This window comes from Candidatus Pelagibacter sp. PS_23 (assembly GCF_059417905.1).
Window position 1 is genome coordinate 271577 of record NZ_CM182071.1, and the last position, 17968, is coordinate 289544.

Sequence of the window (17968 nt, forward strand, 5' to 3'; positions counted from 1 at the left end):
ATTATGAGTGAAAAAACTGTAGTAAATAGTTGGAATGAATGGGATCCTTTAAAACATGTAATTGTTGGCAAAGCTGATGGCACTTGTATTCCAGCACCAGAGCCAGCTTTAGACGCTAAGGTTCCAGAAGACAGTGATATGCGAGGTCAGTTTGGACCAAGAACAAAAGATACAGTTGATAAGGCAAATGAACTTTTAGACAATTTTTCAAACCTGCTTGAAAAAAGAGGTATCAAGGTAGATAGACCAGACCCAATAGATTTTAGTCAAAAAACATCTACACCAGACTGGGAAGCAGAAACAATGTTTGGCTGCATGCCACCACGAGATGTGTTGTTAACTGTGGGTAGTGAAATTTTAGAGGCGACAATGAGTTATAGATGTAGATGGTTCGAGTACCTTTGTTACCGACCATTATTACAGAAATATTATAATGATGACCCTAATATGAGACACGAGTCTGCTCCAAAACCAAGGTTAACTGATGCAGATTATAGGAAAGATTATTTATCAGATAAAATTGGTATTCAAAAAAGATTAGAGTGGACAGAAGACAAGTTTTTTGTAACAACTGAAGAAGAGCCATTATTTGATGCAGCAGATGTTTTAAGGTTTGGAAAAGATTTAGTAGTTCAGCATGGATTTACTACTAATCTTAAAGGAATTGATTGGCTTAAAAGACATTTTAAAGATCATAGAGTTCATGCTGTTAACTTTCCAGGTGATCCTTATCCAATTCATATCGATGCAACCTTTACTCCTATTAAAGAAGGATTAATCATTAATAATCCTCAAAGAAGATTGCCAAAAGAACAAAGAAAATTATTTGAAAATAATGGATGGGAAATTATTGATAGCGCACAACCCGCACATAATGAGCCACCACCATTATGTTATTCTTCAACTTGGTTATCAATGAACGTCCTAGTATTGGATCCAAAAACTGTTTGTGTTGAAAAAAGTGAGGTATATCAGGCAGAACAATTAGATAAATTAGGAATGGAAGTAATCCCTGTTGAATTAAGAGATGCTTATGCATTTGGTGGAGGTCTTCATTGTTGTACAGCAGATGTGTACCGTGAAGGTGAATTAAAAGATTATTTTCCAAAACAATAAATATGGCAACAGTTAAAACAAAAAGAGAGCGAATAAAATTTGCTTCTGATAATGTAGCGGGTGCTTGTCCTGAGGTGTTAGATGCGGTATTGAAAGCTAATGATGGTGATAGTACTCCATACGGTAATGACCAAATATCAGCTGAATTACAAAAGAAGTTTTCAGAACTATTTGAAAAAGATGTAATTGTTTTTCCAACTGCATCAGGAACAGCTGCTAATGCTTTAGCTTTAGCAACAATGACACCGTCATATGGTAATATTTATTGTCATAAACTTTCTCATATTAATACAGATGAATGTGGGGCACCTGAGTTTTATACAGGGGGTGGAAAATTAGTTACTTTAAATGGGATTAATGGAAAAATAACACCTGAAGAATTAGACAAAGCTATTACCGGTAAAGGCATTGTGCATCATACTCAACCTGCTTCAGTAAGCATTACTCAAGTTTGTGAAACAGGAGAAGTATACCAATTAGATGAGATTAAAAAGATTTCTGAAATTACACATAAGCATAACTTAAATATGCATATGGATGGAGCACGATTTGCTAACGCTTTAACTGCATTAAATTGTACTCCTGCTGAGATGACCTGGAAATCAGGCATTGATGTTTTATCATTTGGAGCAACAAAGAATGGTTGTCTTGCAGCTGAAGCAATAATTTTTTTTAATAAAGATCTAGTTGGTAATATTGCTTTTTTAATGAAAAGAGCAGGGCATTTATTATCTAAGATGCGTTTTGTATCTGCTCAGCTTGATGCATATATTTCAAATGATGTCTGGTTAAGGAATGCAAGACATGCAAATAAGATGGGAAAAAAATTAAGTGAAGGATTAGCAAAACATAATAGTATTAAACTAGCATATCCAACAGAAGCGAACGAAGTTTTTGTAAAATTTCCAAGAAATATGATTGAGCATTTAAATTCTGAAGGCTACAAAATGAATGAAGATGAGCTTGATGGACAAGCAGTTAGATTAATTGCTGCCTGGAATACTCAAGAGAGCGATGTGGATCAATTATTAGAGACCTTAAAAAAATCTAACTAGGATTTTGTTTTAAAAATTCAATATATTTAACAACTTCATCAAATTGTTCGTCAGGTATATCTTTATAAGAGTTCTCAAACTTCTCTTTGACACATAAAGCAACATGAGCGTAGGGGTTTCTTCCTTTAGGATGATTTGGATGGCTGGGTAACTGACCTAGTAAATAATCGCCAGCTTCCTGTATCATTTTCCAGAGTTTACTTGTGTTTTCTTTGTTCATCAAAGTGAGATTAATCTCTAAAGTTTACAAATTCTACGGGAAGACCAATATCAATAGCAGTTATTGCCGACATTGCTTCTTGAAGGTCATCTCTTTTTTTTCCTTCAGCGCGTAACTCTTCTCCTTGAATTTTAATCTGAATTTTAAGTTTTAGTTTTTTTATTTCAGCAATAATTTTTTTTGCATTTTCTTGGCTAATACCTTCTTCTAGTTCACTAACTTGTCTGATTGATGAACCAGCAGCATTTTCTGAGTTTTTAATTGCTAATACTCTTGGATCTACTTTTCGTCGTATAAGATGGACTTGTAATAATTCATTTACTTGTTTTAACTTTAATGCATCGGGTGCTAATGTGGTGATAATCTTATCTTTTCTTTCAATTGAAATATCAAGTCCTTTAAAGTCAAATCGATTACCAATTTCTCTTAGGCAATTTGCAAGAGCGTTATCAAATTCTGGGTAACTAACTTTACTGATTACATCAAATGAAGGCATAATTTTTTATTATCTAATGAATTAACCTTAACAAAAATTTTCATAATTGACTATTTGATTTATTTTGAAACTCTTTTAAGTTGCAGTTATATGGAAGATTTAGTCAAAAAATTAGAAGAACAGATCAGCTTTCTTCAAAATGAAATATCGCAAATGAGTGATGAACTGTATTCTCAACAAAAAGAAGTATCAGTTTTAAAAAAACAAGTTTCAAATCTTGAAAAAAGAATTAACGAATTAGAGAGCAATGATGAAGCGGGTATGGTTATGATTGATAAAAAACCCCCACATTATTAAACTTTATTATTAATCCATGACAGAACAATTTGATGTTATTGTAGTAGGTGCGGGTGCCGCAGGCATGATGAGTGCAATAGAAGCTGGTAAACGTGGACGCAAAGTACTTTTAGTTGATCATGCAAAAAAGATAGGAGAAAAAATTAGAATATCGGGTGGTGGAAGATGTAATTTTACAAACATACACACACACCCTAGTAAGTTTATTTCAAACAATCCAAAATTTGTAATATCAGCTTTAAAACAATACACGCAAAATAACTTCATAGATTTAATAAAGAAACATAATATTAAATTTCATGAAAAAAAATTAGGACAACTCTTTTGTGATGAAAGTGCTCAACAAATTATAGATATGCTACTTTTAGAGTGTGAGATGGCAAAAGTAGTTTTAAAAAAAGATACAACTATTAATGATATAGACAAACAAGATGATAAATATTTTATAGTTGTAGGAAGTGATAAATATTTCTGCCAGTCATTAATTGTTGCAACAGGTGGTCTGTCTATTCCAAAAATTGGAGCAAGTAAATTTGGTTATGATATTGCTCAAAAATTTAATTTAAAAGTTATTGAAACATTACCTGCACTAGTTCCTTTAACTTTTAGTGAAAAAATACTTGCAATTTGTAAGGAGCTTACCGGCTTATCTGTTGAAGCAGTTGTTTCATTTAAAAAAACTTTTTTTGAGGAAGGGATGTTATTTACTCACAGAGGTTTGAGCGGACCTTCTATATTGCAGATCTCTTCTTATTGGAAATTAGGAGATAATATCAAAGTTAATTTATCACCAAAACTTGATGTAGATAAATTTCTAAATGATAGAAAGATCTCTAGTCCTAAACAAGATATAGGCATTATAGTTTCTGAAATTCTCCCTAAACGGTTAGCTCATATAATTTGTAATGAAAATAATGTTAATGGAAATATATGTGAATTATCCAACAAAGTATTAACTAGTTTGAGTAATTCTATAAACGCGTGGGTGATAAATCCAATAGGAACCGAAGGTTATAGAACTGCTGAAGTAACTTTGGGTGGTATTGATACTGAAGAAATTTCTTCTAAAACAATGATGTCCAATAAACACCCTGGATTATTTTTTATCGGAGAAGTTGTAGATGTTACTGGTCATTTAGGTGGTTATAATTTTCAATGGGCTTGGTCTTCTGGATATGTGGCAGGTCAATATGCTTAAAGACTAGTTATTGGTGGAATTATCTCAGTTTTTTTTATATTCAACACCTTTTCTATCCAGTATTTCTTTTACTTTATCAGAATAAGGTTCATCAATATGTTCGGTAGTAGGATTTAATTCGATTCCGGCTGGCGTGATAGTAGATGGCATAGCAACGAACTGAGAATCAGGATTTTCAACTGTTTCTCTAACCCTCATTCTGTAGATACCAAACACACCTATTAAAGCATGAAAGAAAAGTAAAAATACAAAAAAACCATTAGAGCCAACAATATTCATAAATATTGAACAAAGGAATGGACCACTCATAGCACCCAAGCCAAATGTAAATTGTATACCAGCTCCAGCTGCTACAAATTTTTCTTTTGGTATATAGTCATTAGTGTGCGCACAAATCAAAGAGAACATTGGTAAGCTACAAATTGAAAATAAAATTAAAAAAATAAAAAACCATACTTTACTTGTGGCAAGTTCACCAGGTAAGTACATCTGACCTGATGATAGAATAGCAAGTAAAGCAAATAAAGATGCACCAAATGTTGAAATTATTATTACTTTTCTCCTATCATATTTATCAGAAAGTTTTCCAATAGGATATTGAGAGATAGCACCAGAAATTGCTAAAAGAAAAGTCACAAGTGATATTTGAAAAATAGTAAAATTCATTGAGGCCGCATATACTGCTAACAATGTAAATAGTGCAGACTGGATTGTTCCATAAAAAAGAGCACTTACCATTCCAAATGGTGAAGTTTCATAAAGTTCTTTTAAAGGCATACCTTGAATTTTTTTAAATGTAGGTGGTTTTTTTTTAGTTAAGAGAATAGGTATAAGGGCAAGAGACGTAATAATTGAAACCAATATAAAGGGTTGATAATTTTCAGGTCTACTAAAGTTCAATAAAAACATTCCTATACCCATTGATCCATATAAAATAACCATATAAATCGATAAAATACTTCCTCTATTTTTATTGCTTGATCTGTCATTCAACCAACTTTCAGCAACAGTATAAATACAAACCATACTTATTCCTGTTAAAACTCTTAGAATAAACCATACATAAGGATTAATAAATATTGAGTGAACCAAGATAACCAAAGATGCTAAAGACGCAAAAGCTGCAAAAACTCTAATATGACCTACTTTGGAAATAAGATTAGAAATTGTCATTGCACCTATAAAGTACCCAACAAAATAACCTGACATCATAAACCCAGTTGCCGTTAGACTAAATTGTTCTTGAACAGCCCTTACACCTAATAGGGACCCTTGAAATCCATAGGCCATCATTAAGAACCCAATACCTAAAAACAATGCCCAAGAGTTCTTTAAAACTTTATTCATAAAACTGACCGTACTTATTTGCGATCTAGATGTAAATCAAGTCTTTATTATGATAAAATTATGAATTTCTTAGTTTAATAAAAGAGTGAATGGCAATCGCTGTGATGATAACGGCACCACCCTGGATAGTCTCAAGGCTGGGTTGTTCCTTAATAATCAACCATACCCAAATAGGACCAATTATAGTCTCTAGTAAGAAGAATAGGTTCACTTCAGCTGCGGGTATGAACCTTGGAGCTATAGTCACTAGCACAAAAGGTATAGCAACACACATAACACACATTAAAGGAACAATAATTAGATCACTATCAACTAGTGCAAAGCTTTCAATGAACAGAAGTGCAAACATTGCTACAATTAATTTTCCAACAACAGCTGCTGGGATTAAGTTTTTATCCTTTGCGGATCTAATAGTAACTGCTCCAACTGCCAAACCTAAAGCAGTTATTAGGCCTAATATATCTCCAAAAAAGTTACCTAATTGTATTGAATCGTAGAATATATAAATAGCAGCAGTAAAAGTTACAAATATTGTAATCCATGTTTTTCTATCAGGTAATTCTTTTAAAAATATTGCACCAAGCACTGCAGATAACATAGGAGCCATTGCAATCATAACTAATGTGTTTGCAACATTGGTATTTTGTATTGAAACAACAAAGGTAATATTGGTTACAGAGAAAGTGCCAATATAAAGTAAGCCATGATAGCCACTTGAAAAAAGCATTTTAAAGAAATTTAATTTATAAATTAATAACATTCCTAAAAATACAGTGATGAAAGGAATAAGGCCTCGATAAAAAACAAGCCCCCAAGTATCAACATTAGAAAGTCTTATAAATAAACTATCGGGAGTAATAAACATTACTGCAACAAATGCGAGTAAAGATCCTTTTTGCTGGTCGGATAATTTGTTCAAGCTTTTAATCCTTTCCAAAATGTTTTTGCAAGATTAATGCTTGTAAGATCATAAAAAGATTTTAATCCTGTAGGAGAGGTTACATTAATATCTCCATTTAATTTTTGGTCGATAAAATCAATACCAGAAAAATAGATGTCATTTTTTTTAAGATCTTTACCAATTATATTTGAAATTTTATTTTCTAATTTTGTTAATTTAACCGAGATAGGTATCGCTCCTTTACTCATGTTGCTTAAGAAAGATCCTTTTTTTGGAACTCTAGAGATCGCACCGCAAACTTTACCATTAATTATAAAAACTCTTTTATCTCCAAACTTAATTTTAGGTAAAAACTTTTGACACATAATATGTCCATGTTTTTTTATGAAATTTGTAATCAATTTTGTATTTATTTTATTTTGAAATAAGTGAATATCATTTCCACTAAAACTATGAATAGGTTTTATAATCATTTTTTTGTTTTTAGAAAAAAACTTATTAATTTCATTTATATCTTTTGTGAAAATTGTATCTGGCATATATTTTTGAAAAGATGTTGAGTATAATTTTTCAGAGATATTTCTAATAGAGGTTGGATTATTAATAATTTTAACTTTATTTTTTATTTTATCTAAAATGTAAGTTGTTGAAATATATTCTAAATTGAAAGGAGGATCTTGCCGTATCAAAATATACTTACATTGTGTAAGTTCTAGTTTTTGTTGGTTTAATATTTTAAAAAAACGCTTATTTGAATAATTAAACTCTACGTAAAATCCATTCGCTACGACCTTATTGTTAATTATTGAAAGATCTTTAGGTTCATAATAAAAAATTTTGTATTTTAACCTTTGTGCTTCAATGGCTAGAAATATACTAGTATCCGTTAGAGGCCTTAGTTTTGAAGGATGATCACCTTGAATTGCAACTATCTTATTTGTCATATAAATCGTTTAAATTTTCATTCTTAGAAAATTTATCTATCATATGATCTGCGTTTGTTGTCTTATTATCAATCAGTTTATCTAAGTGATTTAAAAACTTAGCCTCATTATCATTAGATTTACTCAAAATGTCTCTGTTTAATAATCCTTTTCTAGAAATCCCAAGCAGCAATGACGCCCAATGTAATAGGTCTTTTCCCATCAACTCAGTGCTAAACCCTTTTTTTGGTGCCTCTAGGTAGGCATTAATTATTTTATTCTTATCCCACTTAGAAACCAATTCGTAAGCCTCATCTAAATTTCCATATAATATTCCAGTATTAAAAGCAGGTCCAGAACACAAACAGTCCCAACCACAAGTGTCCATTGATCTTAACTCTATATATTTCTTAAGTCTATTTTCTGTAAAAATTGTACTTAGGTGAGTGGTTAAATCGTCTTCAGTTGGAAGTCGGTTGTTAATTTCATTAATTTTTCCATTCATGAAATCTGAAAATGAATAATTGCTTCCTGATAAATATTCTTTTTTGTTTTGAATAAATAATAAAGGAAAGTTTATTGAAAAATCTGCATATTTTTCAAAATCCATATTATCAAAAAAAACTTCAGGTAAACCCCCTCTTGATGTTTCTTGCCAAACTTTAGATCGATAAGAGCTGTAACCACTATTTTTTTTTTCAACTATTGAAGAATTTGCAAATAGTGCAATAGATATTGGCACTATAGAGTTAACTATTTTAAACTTCTTAATAAAATCTTTTTCAGAATCGTAATCCAAGTTAAGTTGTGTACCACAAGTTCTATACATCATATCTAAGCTTAAAGAACCACCATTGGGCATATCCTTAGTCATTACTTGATATCTTTGTTTTGGATTATTAGGAACTTCACTAAGGGTTGAAATTGGATCAAAACCAGCACTAACAATTTTTAAATTTAATTTTTTTGTTACTTGCTGTAACTCAAATAAATAATCATGAGATTCAGCACATGCTTCATGGATATTATTTAGTTTATCACCTGATAACTCAATTTGATTTCCAGGTTCAAGAGTAATACTTTTTCCTTGTTTCTGTAATCCTATAATATTTTCTTTTTCCATTATTGGCTTCCAGCCAAATTCGCTTAGTAGTGAAAACATTTTAAGGATAGTAGGGTAATCTACTCTTTTGTTTGTTTTTTCATCAAATAAAAATTTTTCATGTTCAATGCCAATTTTAAAATTTTTAACATCTTTAATTCCAGACTCAAAATATTTGATTATATGTTCTTTATGAGTGATCATTGATTTATATATAAGGATTTAAAGTTCATTTTAAAGTCTTTATGTTTAACTCTTCTGTTTGAAAATTTTGTATTGGTTGCTTTAGTTGTTTGAAGCGGTGCTTAGTAATGATAATTGAGTAATTTTATCATCCCCTAATTCATCTATAGGTTTAACAGGATATTCACCTGTAAAATAATGATCTGTTAATTGAGGATAATTATTATCTCTTTTGTTAAAACCCATTGCTCTATAAACACCTTCTAAAGATAAAAAATCTAATGATTTAGCACCAATATATTCACAAATTTCATCATTAGTTTTATTTGCAGCAAGTAACTCTTTTTTAGTAGGAGTATCTACACCATAAAAATCAGGAAATCTAATTTCTGGACAGGCAATTTTTACATGAACTTCTTTGGCTCCTGCATCATATAACATTTTCACAATTTTATGAGAAGTTGTCCCTCTTACAAGCGAGTCATCTATTAAAATAATTATTTTATTTTTAATAGTTGATTGATTTGCATTTAATTTTAATTTCACACCAAGACTTCTAATTTTTTGACTAGGTTCAATAAAGGTTCGACCAACATAATGATTTCTAATCAAACCTAATTCAAAGTTAATTCCTAAGTGTTGAGCAAAACCAAGGGCTGCTGCATTACCAGAGTCTGGTACAGGAACTACAATATCTGCTTTGATTTTGTTTTCTTTTGCAAGTTCAATCCCAAATTGCTTTCTATGTTCATAAGCAGATTTACCATTTAGTAAACTGTCTGGTCTTGCAAAATAAATATACTCAAAAACGCACGGACGAACTTTTCTAGCAGGGAAGGGTTTGATGCTTTTTAGTTCATTATTTTCGATATAAACAACCTCACCGTTTTCTACATCTCGAATATATTTTGCACCAATTATATCTAGTGCACATGTTTCAGAAGCAAAGACATAGCTATCTTTGATTTTCCCAATTACTAATGGTCTGATACCATGAGGATCTCTTACACCAATTAAAGTATTTTGTGTTAGCATGACAAGCGCGTAACCACCTTGTATTTGGAATATGGCATCTATAACTTTATCAATTGTTTTGTTTCTTTTTGATTTAGCAATTAATTGAACAATTGTTTCTGTGTCAGATGTAGTATGAAATATTGCACCATCTTGAACCAATCTATTTCGAAGAGTTATTGAATTAGTTAAATTTCCATTATGAGCTACACCGATACCTCCAGCATTTGTATCTGCAAAAAAAGGCTGTATATTTCTTAAAGTGTTTTCACCAGTTGTACTATATCTGTTATGACCAATAGCATAATCACCAGGTAAACTATTTAACACTTTCTCTTTATTAAAATTATCTCCAACTAAGCCAAATCTTTTTTCAGAGTAATATTTTTTTCCATCAAATGTTACTATTCCACAGCCTTCTTGACCTCTATGTTGCAGAGCATGTAATCCTAAAGCGGTTAGTGCGGCTGAATCTTTATTGTTACTTACGCCAAAGACACCACATTCTTCTTTTAATTTGGGATTATAAATCTTGAATTTTTTCTTTGGAATCTTGATAGTTTTTTTCATTTGGAAACTCTTTCAACAAATAATTACTACCTTTTTCAATATATGGGAAGGCGTATGATTTATCAGTATTAATTGGCCATTTACTATAATTATACACAATATCTACAGCTGAAAATAAACAAATGCAGATTACATAACTTCGGATAAATCCAAAAAATAACCCAAATAAGGAATCGAGTCTTCCAAGACCAACAAATTTTACCGTCTTACTAATAGCCTTATTTGTAATAAGAATAACAAAGATCACTAAAATAAAGATAGTTATGCCGAGCGCAATATCTAAAACATATTCACTATCAATTATATTTTTAAAATAAGGCTTAGCTTTTGGAAAAAGAAGTAAAGTTACAACATAAGCCAATACCCATTTTGAAGCTGACAATAAACTTAAAACAAAACCTTTACTATAACACTTGATAACTGAAAAAATTGTAATGATTAGAAATATTAGATCTATTAAAGACACCGCTTGATAAAAATCTTTTAAAGCATCAAGCATAATAATGTTATTTTCCGAAGGGTTTACTTATTAAAATAAGAGAGGGCAGTAAAGTTAATACTGAAATCATTGCAAGTAACATTGCTAAACCAGTAAACACACCAAAATAGATTGTTGGTATAAATTTAGAGAAAACTAAAATTGAAAAACCAAAGACAATGGTTATTGAAGTATTAAGAATTGCAACACCCACTGTTGAGTGACAAACTTTTAGTGTTTTATTATAGTCTTTAATTTTTAAAAACTCTTCTTTAAACCTATAAATGTAGTGAATACTATTATCTACTGCGATCCCTATTGTAATTGCAGCAATAGTAATAGTCATCATATCAAGGGGTATTCCAAGCAGGCCAATAATTCCTAAAATAAAGAAAGCTGCAATAAAATTAGGAACAACACCAATAAGAGATAGTTTAAAATTTCTAAATAAAATCATAAACATTGCAAAAATTCCAATCATTACTAAACCTAATGTGAGTATTTGAGATTTAAAAAGGCTTTGGAGTAAATTATTAAACAAAATTAAAACACCAGCTAGTTTAAACTCTTCTTTGCTAAGTTTTAATTCATTTTCAAGGTCATAATTTATTTGGTTTATTAAATCATTTCTTCTTAAACCATCCTGTGAGTCAATAATTCTAAGACTTATCCTAGCCTCATTATCTTTTATGGATATATAAGGATCGATAATATCTTTTTTTATAGTTTCTGGAATTTTTGAATAAAGCACACCCATTTCTAAGGTTCCAAGGGGCTTGTTATTATTTAACTGTGTAGCAACTTCAATTATTGAACTAAATGATAAAACCTTTCCAACTGCAGGAAGATTATCTAAATAATTATGAACATTTTGAATTTTTTCAATTTTGTCTTTTGTAAACCAGTATTTTTCATCATCTTTACTGTCTTCATCATCCCAGCTTTCAAATTCGTCATCTTCGGTAGTCTCTACTATGATATTTTCAGGAAATTTTAATATAACTTCTAAAGGTGTCGTGCCACCTAGTTTTTCATCAATAAGTTTCATGCCTTTATAAATCTCAGTATTTTTATTAAAGTAATTTATAAAACTATTTTCAACTTCAAGCTTACTTATTCCAACAACACTTAAGACGACAACCAAACCTGTTACTAAAAAAATTATACTTTTATTATTAATAGAAATTTTACCAAAAAAAGAAGTAATTTTAGAATCTGCATCTTCTTTAATTTTTACTTTATTGCTAGACATAAAGCTCAATAGAGTAGGGAGTAAAGTAAATGTGATTATAAAAGAAGTTATTAATCCTAAAGTCATCATCCACCCAAAATCAATAATAGGTTTTATGCCACTAAAAACTAAAGATAGAAAAGCGCATATAGTTGTAAGAACTGTATAAATAATAGGCCAAAACATCTTGCTAGTTGTCATTATAATAATTTTTAAATTATCTAAATTTGGAAAATCTTCTCTTAATTGTAGAAACCGGGTACTCATATGAATATTCATTGCCATAGTTAGAATTAACATTAAAGCAATAAAGTTTGAGGATATAACGGTAACCTTCCAGCCTAGAAGGCCAAGTAGACCTGTCATAATTAAAACTGAAAAAAAGCAACTACTAATTGGAACAATAATCCATATTAGTTTTCTAAATATAAACCACAGAGTAGCAATAATAAATAAAAGAACTCCTAGACCAAAAACAATAATATCACTTTTAATAAATGACATCATGTCATCAGTGATCATTGGAATACCTCCTAAGTATATTTTTCCAACATCTCCATAGGACTTAATAACCTCTCTTATTTGGGTGATATTTTCATGATTTTTCTTTTTTAAAGTATCTTTATATTCTTCAATTTCTTGAGCTGATTTATTTTCAATATCTTTTAGTTCATCTTTTTTTATATAAACAATAATGCCACTTGTTTTACCATCCTCACTTATTACAAAATTTCTAAAAACTGGACTATTTAATATTTCATTAAATCCTCTTTCAGTATCAACACCTTCATCTTTTAAAGTTTTAAAACTTTCTAGTCTTTCTTGAAGAGGTGCTTCTGAATTATTTAATAAAGGGATATCAAGTAGTGTAATAACACTATGAACCCAATCTAGACTTTGGATTTTATATTTTAAACTTAAAAGATTATTAATAGAAGATTCGGTAACCATTCCCTCATCGGGAGAATAAGTTAAGATTAAAAACTCTTTAGAACCATATCTTTCAGTGACTTCTTTCAAGTATTCAAGATCAGGATCCCCTTCAATTAACAAAGTATCAGATGAGGCATCTAGTCTAAAATCTTTAGAAAAATACCCAAAACTTAAGAGGGTAATTAACAGTAATATAAAAATTGATTTAGGATTTTTTAAAACAATATTTTGATAAAATAGAGACAGCATTCACAGCTAATATATTGGATATTAGTTAATTTGAGTATCTTTAAATTTGGTAAACATTGCTTCAAATTCTACCATAACATTACCCGTTGGGCCGTGTCTTTGTTTTCCAATAATAAGCTCTGCTAGATTTGACACCTCATTCATTTTTGCTTGCCATTCAGCATGCTCAACAGTTGCAGGTCTAGGCTCTTTTCTCTCTAAGTAATAGGCCTCTCTATATACAAACATTACAACGTCAGCATCTTGTTCAATTGATCCAGATTCTCTTAAATCTGATAACTGAGGTTTATGATCATCTCTTTGTTCTACCGCTCTTGATAGCTGTGATAGAGCTATCACTGGAAGTTTAAGTTCTTTTGCCATTGCCTTAAGGCCTTGAGTGATTTCAGAAATTTCTTGAACTCTACCATCTCTATTATTCCCTGATCCTCTCATCAATTGAATGTAATCTACAACAATCAAATCTAAACCAAATAATCTTTTAATACGTCTTGCTCTGTTGCTCATAGCAGCGATACTTATAGCTGGTGTTTCATCTATATATAAAGGAAGTTCAGAAATATTCTTTGAAGTCTCAATAAATTTATCAAATTGCTCATCAGAAATTCTTCCCCGTCTTATATCGTTTGATTTAATTCTAGATTGTTCTGCTAAAATTCTAGTTGATAATTGCTCAGAAGACATCTCTAGTGAGAAGAAAGCTACTGCAGATTTTTTTCCACTTTCTTGTAGTTTTTGAGCAGCATTAAAAGCTATGTTTGTAGCTAAAGCAGTTTTACCCATTGAAGGTCTACCTGCAATAATAATTAAATCTGAATTATGAAGCCCACCCAGTCTATCATCTAAGTCTCTTAGACCAGTAGGAACACCAACGATCCCTTCATCATTTTGATAAGCAGCTGAAGCCATCTCAATAGTTTGTTTCATTGCTTCATCAAATTTAATAAGTGATGAATTGAAAGAACCTTTTTCAGCAAGATCAAATAATAATCTTTCTGAATTTTCAATTATATTTTGGCCATTAACATCAAGTGCATTTAGTTTTGCAGCATCAATAGTATTTTCAGATATCTTAATTAGTTCACGTCTTACAAACATATCATAAATAATTCTTGAATATTCTATTGCTTGCCTTGGAGGAGTAGAAAATTTTGTAACTTTTACTAAATACTCAGGAACATTTAATTCGTCCTTTTCATTTTCAAAATAATTTTTTAAAGTTATAGGGTTTGCAAGCATCCCTTTGTAAATTAGGCTTTCAATTGCCGAAAAAATACTTTGATGCATCGGGTCATAAAAGTTAACACTTGAAACAATAGTATTTATTTCATCAAACGTTTCATTTTGAACTAATATAGATCCAATTACAGCCTGTTCTGCTTCAATATTGTTTGGAAGTTCTTTAAAAGTATCTTTAACTAAGCTGAGGTTATTTTCCATGAAGAAATCTTATCTCAATTCAGATTTAAAAAAATAACAAATATATGCTGGGGAAAAAATTGTATAATTATTGAATAGTATCAGCTGTAACTACATTAATAGTAATTTCAGAATCTACTTCAGAGTGTAGAATAATTTTAACCTTAAATTTACCAATTGATTTAATTTCAGTTATTGGTTGTATCATCGAAGGTTTAATATCTAGTTTGTCATTTTCTAATATCAGTTTTGAAATTTCAGTTGGTTTAACTGATCCATACAATTCTTTATTTTCAGTACTTAATTTTTTAATTTCGTATTCTTTATTGTTAATTTGTTCAGAAATTTTTTGAGCTTCTTTTTTCTTTTCAGTATCTTTTTTGCTTAGCTCAGATTTAATTTTTTCAACTTCTGCAATATTTTCTTTTGAAGCATAAAGAGCCTTTTTATTTGATATTAAGAAGTTTCTAGCAAACCCTCTTTTAACATCTATGATTTCTCCAATAGATCCAATTCTTCTTAAATTTTCTAAGAGTATAACTTTCATTTAAATTAACGCTAAATTTCTAGCTCTCTTAATAGATAGAGAAAGCTCTCTTTGTTTTTTTTGTGAAACATTCGTAATTCTTGATGGTAAAATTTTACCATTTTCAGACATATATTTTTTTAACAATCTAATGTTTTTATAATCAACTTCTGGAGCACCTTTTGCAGATAAAGGGCAAGTTTTTTTAAATTTGTATTTATTAGGTTGAAAAATACTTAATTTTGCAAAGTTACTTTGACTACCTTTTTTTTTATTTCCTGCTCTTTTTTTTGATGGCATAATTAGTCTCTATTATATTCTTTTTTATATTCTTTTTTTTCATATTCATCTTTCTTTGAAAAATACTTAGCCTCTAAATTAAATTTTTTAACCTTAACCGTCATATATCTTAGAAGATTTTTATCAATTGCTTCATTTTTTTCTAATTCATCAATAATTTTTCCAGGACCTTTAATCTTAAAGTGCATATAGATGCCCTTTTTATTCTTTTTAATAATGTAAGCTAAATTTAACAAACCCCAATCTTCAGTTTGTACTATTTCTCCTTCATTTTTTTCAACTATTTTAGAATATTTTTCAGTTAATTGCTTAACTTGAGCTGGGCTAGTATCTTGTCTAGCAACTATTGTGTGTTCGTATAAATTCATAATTGTTCTTTAATAAAAAGTGAGGATATACTATTATAATTATTGAATTACAACACTTAAAACCATAATAAAATTTAGATATTTAAATGTTTTCTGTTATTTTTCCAGGTCAAGGCTCACAATTAGTAGGAATGGGTAAAGACCTACATGCTAAATATAGCCTAGTTCAAGATCTATTCAAGGAAGCAGATGATACCCTTGGTTTCTCGCTATCAAACCTTATCTTAAATGGTCCTAAAGAAGAATTAGACTTAACTGAAAATACACAGCCAGCAATATTTTTGCTCAGTTATTCAATATTTAGGTTAATTAAAGAAGAGTTTAAAATTGATTTAGATAAAGCAAAATTTTATGCAGGACATTCTTTAGGAGAATATTCGGCGTTAACTGCAGCTGGGTCATTGTCATTTTCTGATACTTTAAAAATTTTAAAAATTAGAGGTAATGCGATGCAAAACTCTGTTCCAAAAGGAGTAGGTGGAATGGTTGCAGTTTTGGGTTCTGAAATTGAAATAATAAAAAAAATTATTGATGAGAATAAAGATAAATACGAATGCTTTATTGCAAATGACAATTCTGTAGGTCAGATCGTTTTAAGTGGAAAAATTGAAGACCTGGAGAAAATTATGGTTGATTTGAAAGCTTCAAATATTAAAAATATTAAATTACCAGTTAGTGCTCCGTTTCATTGTAAATTGATGAATAACGCAACACTTGTAATGAAAGAAGAAATAGCAAAATTAAATTTTAATGAACCTAAAAACATCCTTATTTCAAATGTAACAGGAAAAGAAATATCTAATTCGAATGAACTAAAAGAATTACTAGTTAAGCAAATTGAAAGTAGTGTTCGTTGGCGTGAGAGTGTTTTGTTAATGATTGAGAAGGGTGTTACAGAGTTTATTGAAATAGGACCAGGCAAAGTTTTATCTGGATTAATAAAGAGAATTGACAAAAATGTTAAAGTTAGTGCAATAAATTCAGAAGAGGATATAAAGTTAATTAATATCAATGAGTAGTTTAAAAGATAAAAATATTATAGTTACAGGTGCTTCAGGTGGAATTGGCAATTCAATAGTTGAGAAGTTAAACCAAAATGGTGCAAATATTTTAGCCACGGGTACAAGAATTGAGAAACTAGAAGAGTTAAAAGAAAAATTTAGTAATATAAAAATACTTAAATTTGATATTTCTCAACATGATAAAATCGAAGAATTTATAGAAAATGCTACCAAAGAACTAGGTGGATCTTTAGATTGCATTGTCAATAATGCAGGTATTACAAAAGATAATTTAACTATTAGAATGAGCTTAGAGGAGTGGTCAAAAGTGATAAATATTAATTTAACCTCTACATTTCTAATGTGTAAATATTCGATTAAAAAAATGCTTAAAAATAAATCTGGAAAAATTATCAATATAACCTCTGTTGTTGGGCATACTGGTAATGTTGGACAAGCAAACTATACTGCATCTAAAGCAGGTATAGTTGCAATGTCAAAAAGCTTAGCTATTGAATATGCAAAAAAAAATATTAATGTTAATTGCATATCCCCAGGCTTTATAAGCACTGCTATGACAGATCAAATAGATGAAAAATTTAAAGAAACAATAATTGCTAAAATTCCATCTAATAGACTGGGTAAACCTGAAGATATTGCTAATGCAGTTAATTTCTTAAGCTCAGATCAGTCAGACTATATTAATGGAGAAACATTACATGTTAATGGAGGCATGTATTTGGGTTGACAAAACTACTTTTTGAACTATTAACGAAATATAACAAAAAGGAACATTATGTCAGAAGATATTTCAAGCAAAGTTAAAAAAATTGTAGCAGATCACTTAGGTATTGATGAAGCTAAAGTATTAGACGATTCAAGCTTCATAGATGACCTTGGAGCAGATAGTTTAGATACAGTTGAGTTAGTAATGGCTTTTGAAGAGGAATTTGGTTCAGAAATTTCAGATAGTGAAGCTGAAAAAATTCTTACTGTAGGTGACGCTGTTAACTTTATAGCAGGAAAAGCAAACTAGAAATT

20 protein-coding genes are annotated in these 17968 nt (G+C 30.0%); 7 read left to right on the forward strand and 13 right to left on the reverse strand.

Annotation, left to right across the window (positions count from 1 at the left end; all coding sequences use genetic code 11):
- Positions 1-3: 3 nt before the first annotated feature.
- Positions 4-1116, forward strand: coding sequence for a serine/threonine protein kinase (locus AC5SLY_RS01445; RefSeq protein WP_494598964.1), 1113 nt, complete (start codon positions 4-6; stop codon positions 1114-1116).
- Positions 1117-1118: 2 nt separating this feature from the next.
- On the forward strand, positions 1119-2171 hold the full coding sequence (locus AC5SLY_RS01450) for a threonine aldolase family protein (RefSeq protein ID WP_494598966.1): 1053 nt from the start codon (positions 1119-1121) through the stop codon (positions 2169-2171).
- Here the strand turns inward: AC5SLY_RS01450 and AC5SLY_RS01455 are convergent.
- Together AC5SLY_RS01455 and AC5SLY_RS01460 are read right to left on the reverse strand one after the other, a co-directional pair.
- Positions 2164-2391 carry a hypothetical protein gene (locus AC5SLY_RS01455; RefSeq protein ID WP_271626652.1) on the reverse strand — a complete coding sequence of 76 codons (228 nt, stop codon included), beginning with the start codon at positions 2389-2391 and terminating at the stop codon, positions 2164-2166. The genes AC5SLY_RS01450 and AC5SLY_RS01455 overlap by 8 nt on opposite strands.
- A gap of 10 nt (positions 2392-2401) precedes the next feature.
- Positions 2402-2887: a YajQ family cyclic di-GMP-binding protein gene (locus tag AC5SLY_RS01460; RefSeq protein WP_018413946.1), complete on the reverse strand. Its 486-nt coding sequence runs from the start codon at positions 2885-2887 to the stop codon at positions 2402-2404.
- 90 nt (positions 2888-2977) lie between these two features.
- Here AC5SLY_RS01460 and AC5SLY_RS01465 point away from each other — a divergent pair, with 90 nt between their 5' ends.
- Positions 2978-3184, forward strand: a complete 207-nt coding sequence (locus AC5SLY_RS01465) for a SlyX family protein (RefSeq protein WP_494598967.1) — start codon at positions 2978-2980, stop codon at positions 3182-3184.
- Between the two features lie 16 nt (positions 3185-3200).
- Complete coding sequence (locus tag AC5SLY_RS01470; RefSeq protein WP_494575447.1) at positions 3201-4382, forward strand: BaiN/RdsA family NAD(P)/FAD-dependent oxidoreductase; 1182 nt, start codon at positions 3201-3203, stop codon at positions 4380-4382.
- A gap of 24 nt (positions 4383-4406) precedes the next feature.
- Here AC5SLY_RS01470 and AC5SLY_RS01475 read toward each other — a convergent pair whose 3' ends face one another.
- The 11 genes from AC5SLY_RS01475 to rpsF all read right to left on the reverse strand — a co-directional run bounded on the left by AC5SLY_RS01475 (position 4407) and on the right by rpsF (position 15926).
- Positions 4407-5729 carry an MFS transporter gene (locus AC5SLY_RS01475; RefSeq protein ID WP_011281876.1) on the reverse strand — a complete coding sequence of 441 codons (1323 nt, stop codon included), beginning with the start codon at positions 5727-5729 and terminating at the stop codon, positions 4407-4409.
- Between the two features lie 58 nt (positions 5730-5787).
- A complete protein-coding gene (locus AC5SLY_RS01480; RefSeq protein WP_011281877.1) occupies positions 5788-6648 on the reverse strand; it encodes a DMT family transporter in 861 nt (286 codons plus the stop codon).
- Positions 6645-7574 (reverse strand): glutathione synthase, encoded by a 930-nt coding sequence (gene gshB / locus AC5SLY_RS01485; RefSeq protein ID WP_494598968.1) that lies wholly within the window; start codon positions 7572-7574, stop codon positions 6645-6647. The genes AC5SLY_RS01480 and gshB overlap by 4 nt, the downstream gene beginning before the upstream one ends.
- Positions 7564-8859, reverse strand: coding sequence for a glutamate--cysteine ligase (locus AC5SLY_RS01490; protein WP_494598969.1), 1296 nt, complete (start codon positions 8857-8859; stop codon positions 7564-7566). Before AC5SLY_RS01490 ends, gshB begins: the two co-directional genes overlap by 11 nt.
- Positions 8860-8940: 81 nt before the next feature.
- A complete protein-coding gene (purF, locus tag AC5SLY_RS01495; protein WP_051316545.1) occupies positions 8941-10422 on the reverse strand; it encodes an amidophosphoribosyltransferase in 1482 nt (493 codons plus the stop codon).
- Positions 10376-10921, reverse strand: coding sequence for a CvpA family protein (locus AC5SLY_RS01500; protein WP_271564321.1), 546 nt, complete (start codon positions 10919-10921; stop codon positions 10376-10378). The genes purF and AC5SLY_RS01500 overlap by 47 nt, the downstream gene beginning before the upstream one ends.
- Positions 10922-10928: 7 nt before the next feature.
- Positions 10929-13313: an efflux RND transporter permease subunit gene (locus tag AC5SLY_RS01505; protein WP_494598970.1), complete on the reverse strand. Its 2385-nt coding sequence runs from the start codon at positions 13311-13313 to the stop codon at positions 10929-10931.
- Between the two features lie 21 nt (positions 13314-13334).
- Positions 13335-14753: a replicative DNA helicase gene (locus AC5SLY_RS01510; RefSeq protein WP_006997211.1), complete on the reverse strand. Its 1419-nt coding sequence runs from the start codon at positions 14751-14753 to the stop codon at positions 13335-13337.
- Positions 14754-14820: 67 nt separating this feature from the next.
- Entirely contained in the window at positions 14821-15279 is a 459-nt protein-coding gene (gene rplI, locus AC5SLY_RS01515; RefSeq protein WP_006997210.1) for a 50S ribosomal protein L9, read from the reverse strand.
- The gene (gene rpsR / locus AC5SLY_RS01520) at positions 15280-15558 is read right to left on the reverse strand and encodes a 30S ribosomal protein S18 (protein ID WP_006997209.1); all 279 of its coding nucleotides are present in this window, start codon (positions 15556-15558) and stop codon (positions 15280-15282) included. It lies immediately after the preceding gene.
- Positions 15559-15560: 2 nt separating this feature from the next.
- A complete protein-coding gene (gene rpsF, locus AC5SLY_RS01525; protein WP_006997208.1) occupies positions 15561-15926 on the reverse strand; it encodes a 30S ribosomal protein S6 in 366 nt (121 codons plus the stop codon).
- 86 nt (positions 15927-16012) lie between these two features.
- On the opposite strand from rpsF, the gene fabD reads away from it, so the two are divergent.
- Genes fabD through AC5SLY_RS01540 form a run of 3 tightly spaced genes read left to right on the forward strand, consistent with a single transcriptional unit; the run spans position 16013 to position 17963 of the window.
- On the forward strand, positions 16013-16945 hold the full coding sequence (gene fabD, locus AC5SLY_RS01530) for an ACP S-malonyltransferase (protein ID WP_494598971.1): 933 nt from the start codon (positions 16013-16015) through the stop codon (positions 16943-16945).
- On the forward strand, positions 16938-17675 hold the full coding sequence (gene fabG / locus AC5SLY_RS01535; protein WP_271486708.1) for a 3-oxoacyl-[acyl-carrier-protein] reductase: 738 nt from the start codon (positions 16938-16940) through the stop codon (positions 17673-17675). The genes fabD and fabG overlap by 8 nt, the downstream gene beginning before the upstream one ends.
- 48 nt (positions 17676-17723) lie before the next feature.
- Positions 17724-17963, forward strand: coding sequence for an acyl carrier protein (locus AC5SLY_RS01540; RefSeq protein ID WP_006997205.1), 240 nt, complete (start codon positions 17724-17726; stop codon positions 17961-17963).
- Positions 17964-17968 lie beyond the last annotated feature (5 nt).

What these genes read in the sequence shown, in the direction of transcription:
- AC5SLY_RS01445 (WP_494598964.1), top strand. Translation starts at nt 4, where the DNA reads ATGAGTGAAAAAACTGTAGTAAATAGTTGGAATGAATGGGATCCTTTA.
- AC5SLY_RS01450 (WP_494598966.1), top strand. Translation starts at nt 1,119, where the DNA reads ATGGCAACAGTTAAAACAAAAAGAGAGCGAATAAAATTTGCTTCTGAT.
- AC5SLY_RS01455 (WP_271626652.1), bottom strand. Translation starts at nt 2,391, where the DNA reads ATGAACAAAGAAAACACAAGTAAACTCTGGAAAATGATACAGGAAGCT.
- AC5SLY_RS01460 (WP_018413946.1), bottom strand. Translation starts at nt 2,887, where the DNA reads ATGCCTTCATTTGATGTAATCAGTAAAGTTAGTTACCCAGAATTTGAT.
- AC5SLY_RS01465 (WP_494598967.1), top strand. Translation starts at nt 2,978, where the DNA reads ATGGAAGATTTAGTCAAAAAATTAGAAGAACAGATCAGCTTTCTTCAA.
- AC5SLY_RS01470 (WP_494575447.1), top strand. Translation starts at nt 3,201, where the DNA reads ATGACAGAACAATTTGATGTTATTGTAGTAGGTGCGGGTGCCGCAGGC.
- AC5SLY_RS01475 (WP_011281876.1), bottom strand. Translation starts at nt 5,729, where the DNA reads ATGAATAAAGTTTTAAAGAACTCTTGGGCATTGTTTTTAGGTATTGGG.
- gshB (WP_494598968.1), bottom strand. Translation starts at nt 7,574, where the DNA reads ATGACAAATAAGATAGTTGCAATTCAAGGTGATCATCCTTCAAAACTA.
- AC5SLY_RS01490 (WP_494598969.1), bottom strand. Translation starts at nt 8,859, where the DNA reads ATGATCACTCATAAAGAACATATAATCAAATATTTTGAGTCTGGAATT.
- purF (WP_051316545.1), bottom strand. Translation starts at nt 10,422, where the DNA reads ATGAAAAAAACTATCAAGATTCCAAAGAAAAAATTCAAGATTTATAAT.
- AC5SLY_RS01500 (WP_271564321.1), bottom strand. Translation starts at nt 10,921, where the DNA reads ATGCTTGATGCTTTAAAAGATTTTTATCAAGCGGTGTCTTTAATAGAT.
- AC5SLY_RS01505 (WP_494598970.1), bottom strand. Translation starts at nt 13,313, where the DNA reads ATGCTGTCTCTATTTTATCAAAATATTGTTTTAAAAAATCCTAAATCA.
- AC5SLY_RS01510 (WP_006997211.1), bottom strand. Translation starts at nt 14,753, where the DNA reads ATGGAAAATAACCTCAGCTTAGTTAAAGATACTTTTAAAGAACTTCCA.
- rplI (WP_006997210.1), bottom strand. Translation starts at nt 15,279, where the DNA reads ATGAAAGTTATACTCTTAGAAAATTTAAGAAGAATTGGATCTATTGGA.
- rpsR (WP_006997209.1), bottom strand. Translation starts at nt 15,558, where the DNA reads ATGCCATCAAAAAAAAGAGCAGGAAATAAAAAAAAAGGTAGTCAAAGT.
- rpsF (WP_006997208.1), bottom strand. Translation starts at nt 15,926, where the DNA reads ATGAATTTATACGAACACACAATAGTTGCTAGACAAGATACTAGCCCA.
- fabD (WP_494598971.1), top strand. Translation starts at nt 16,013, where the DNA reads ATGTTTTCTGTTATTTTTCCAGGTCAAGGCTCACAATTAGTAGGAATG.
- fabG (WP_271486708.1), top strand. Translation starts at nt 16,938, where the DNA reads ATGAGTAGTTTAAAAGATAAAAATATTATAGTTACAGGTGCTTCAGGT.
- AC5SLY_RS01540 (WP_006997205.1), top strand. Translation starts at nt 17,724, where the DNA reads ATGTCAGAAGATATTTCAAGCAAAGTTAAAAAAATTGTAGCAGATCAC.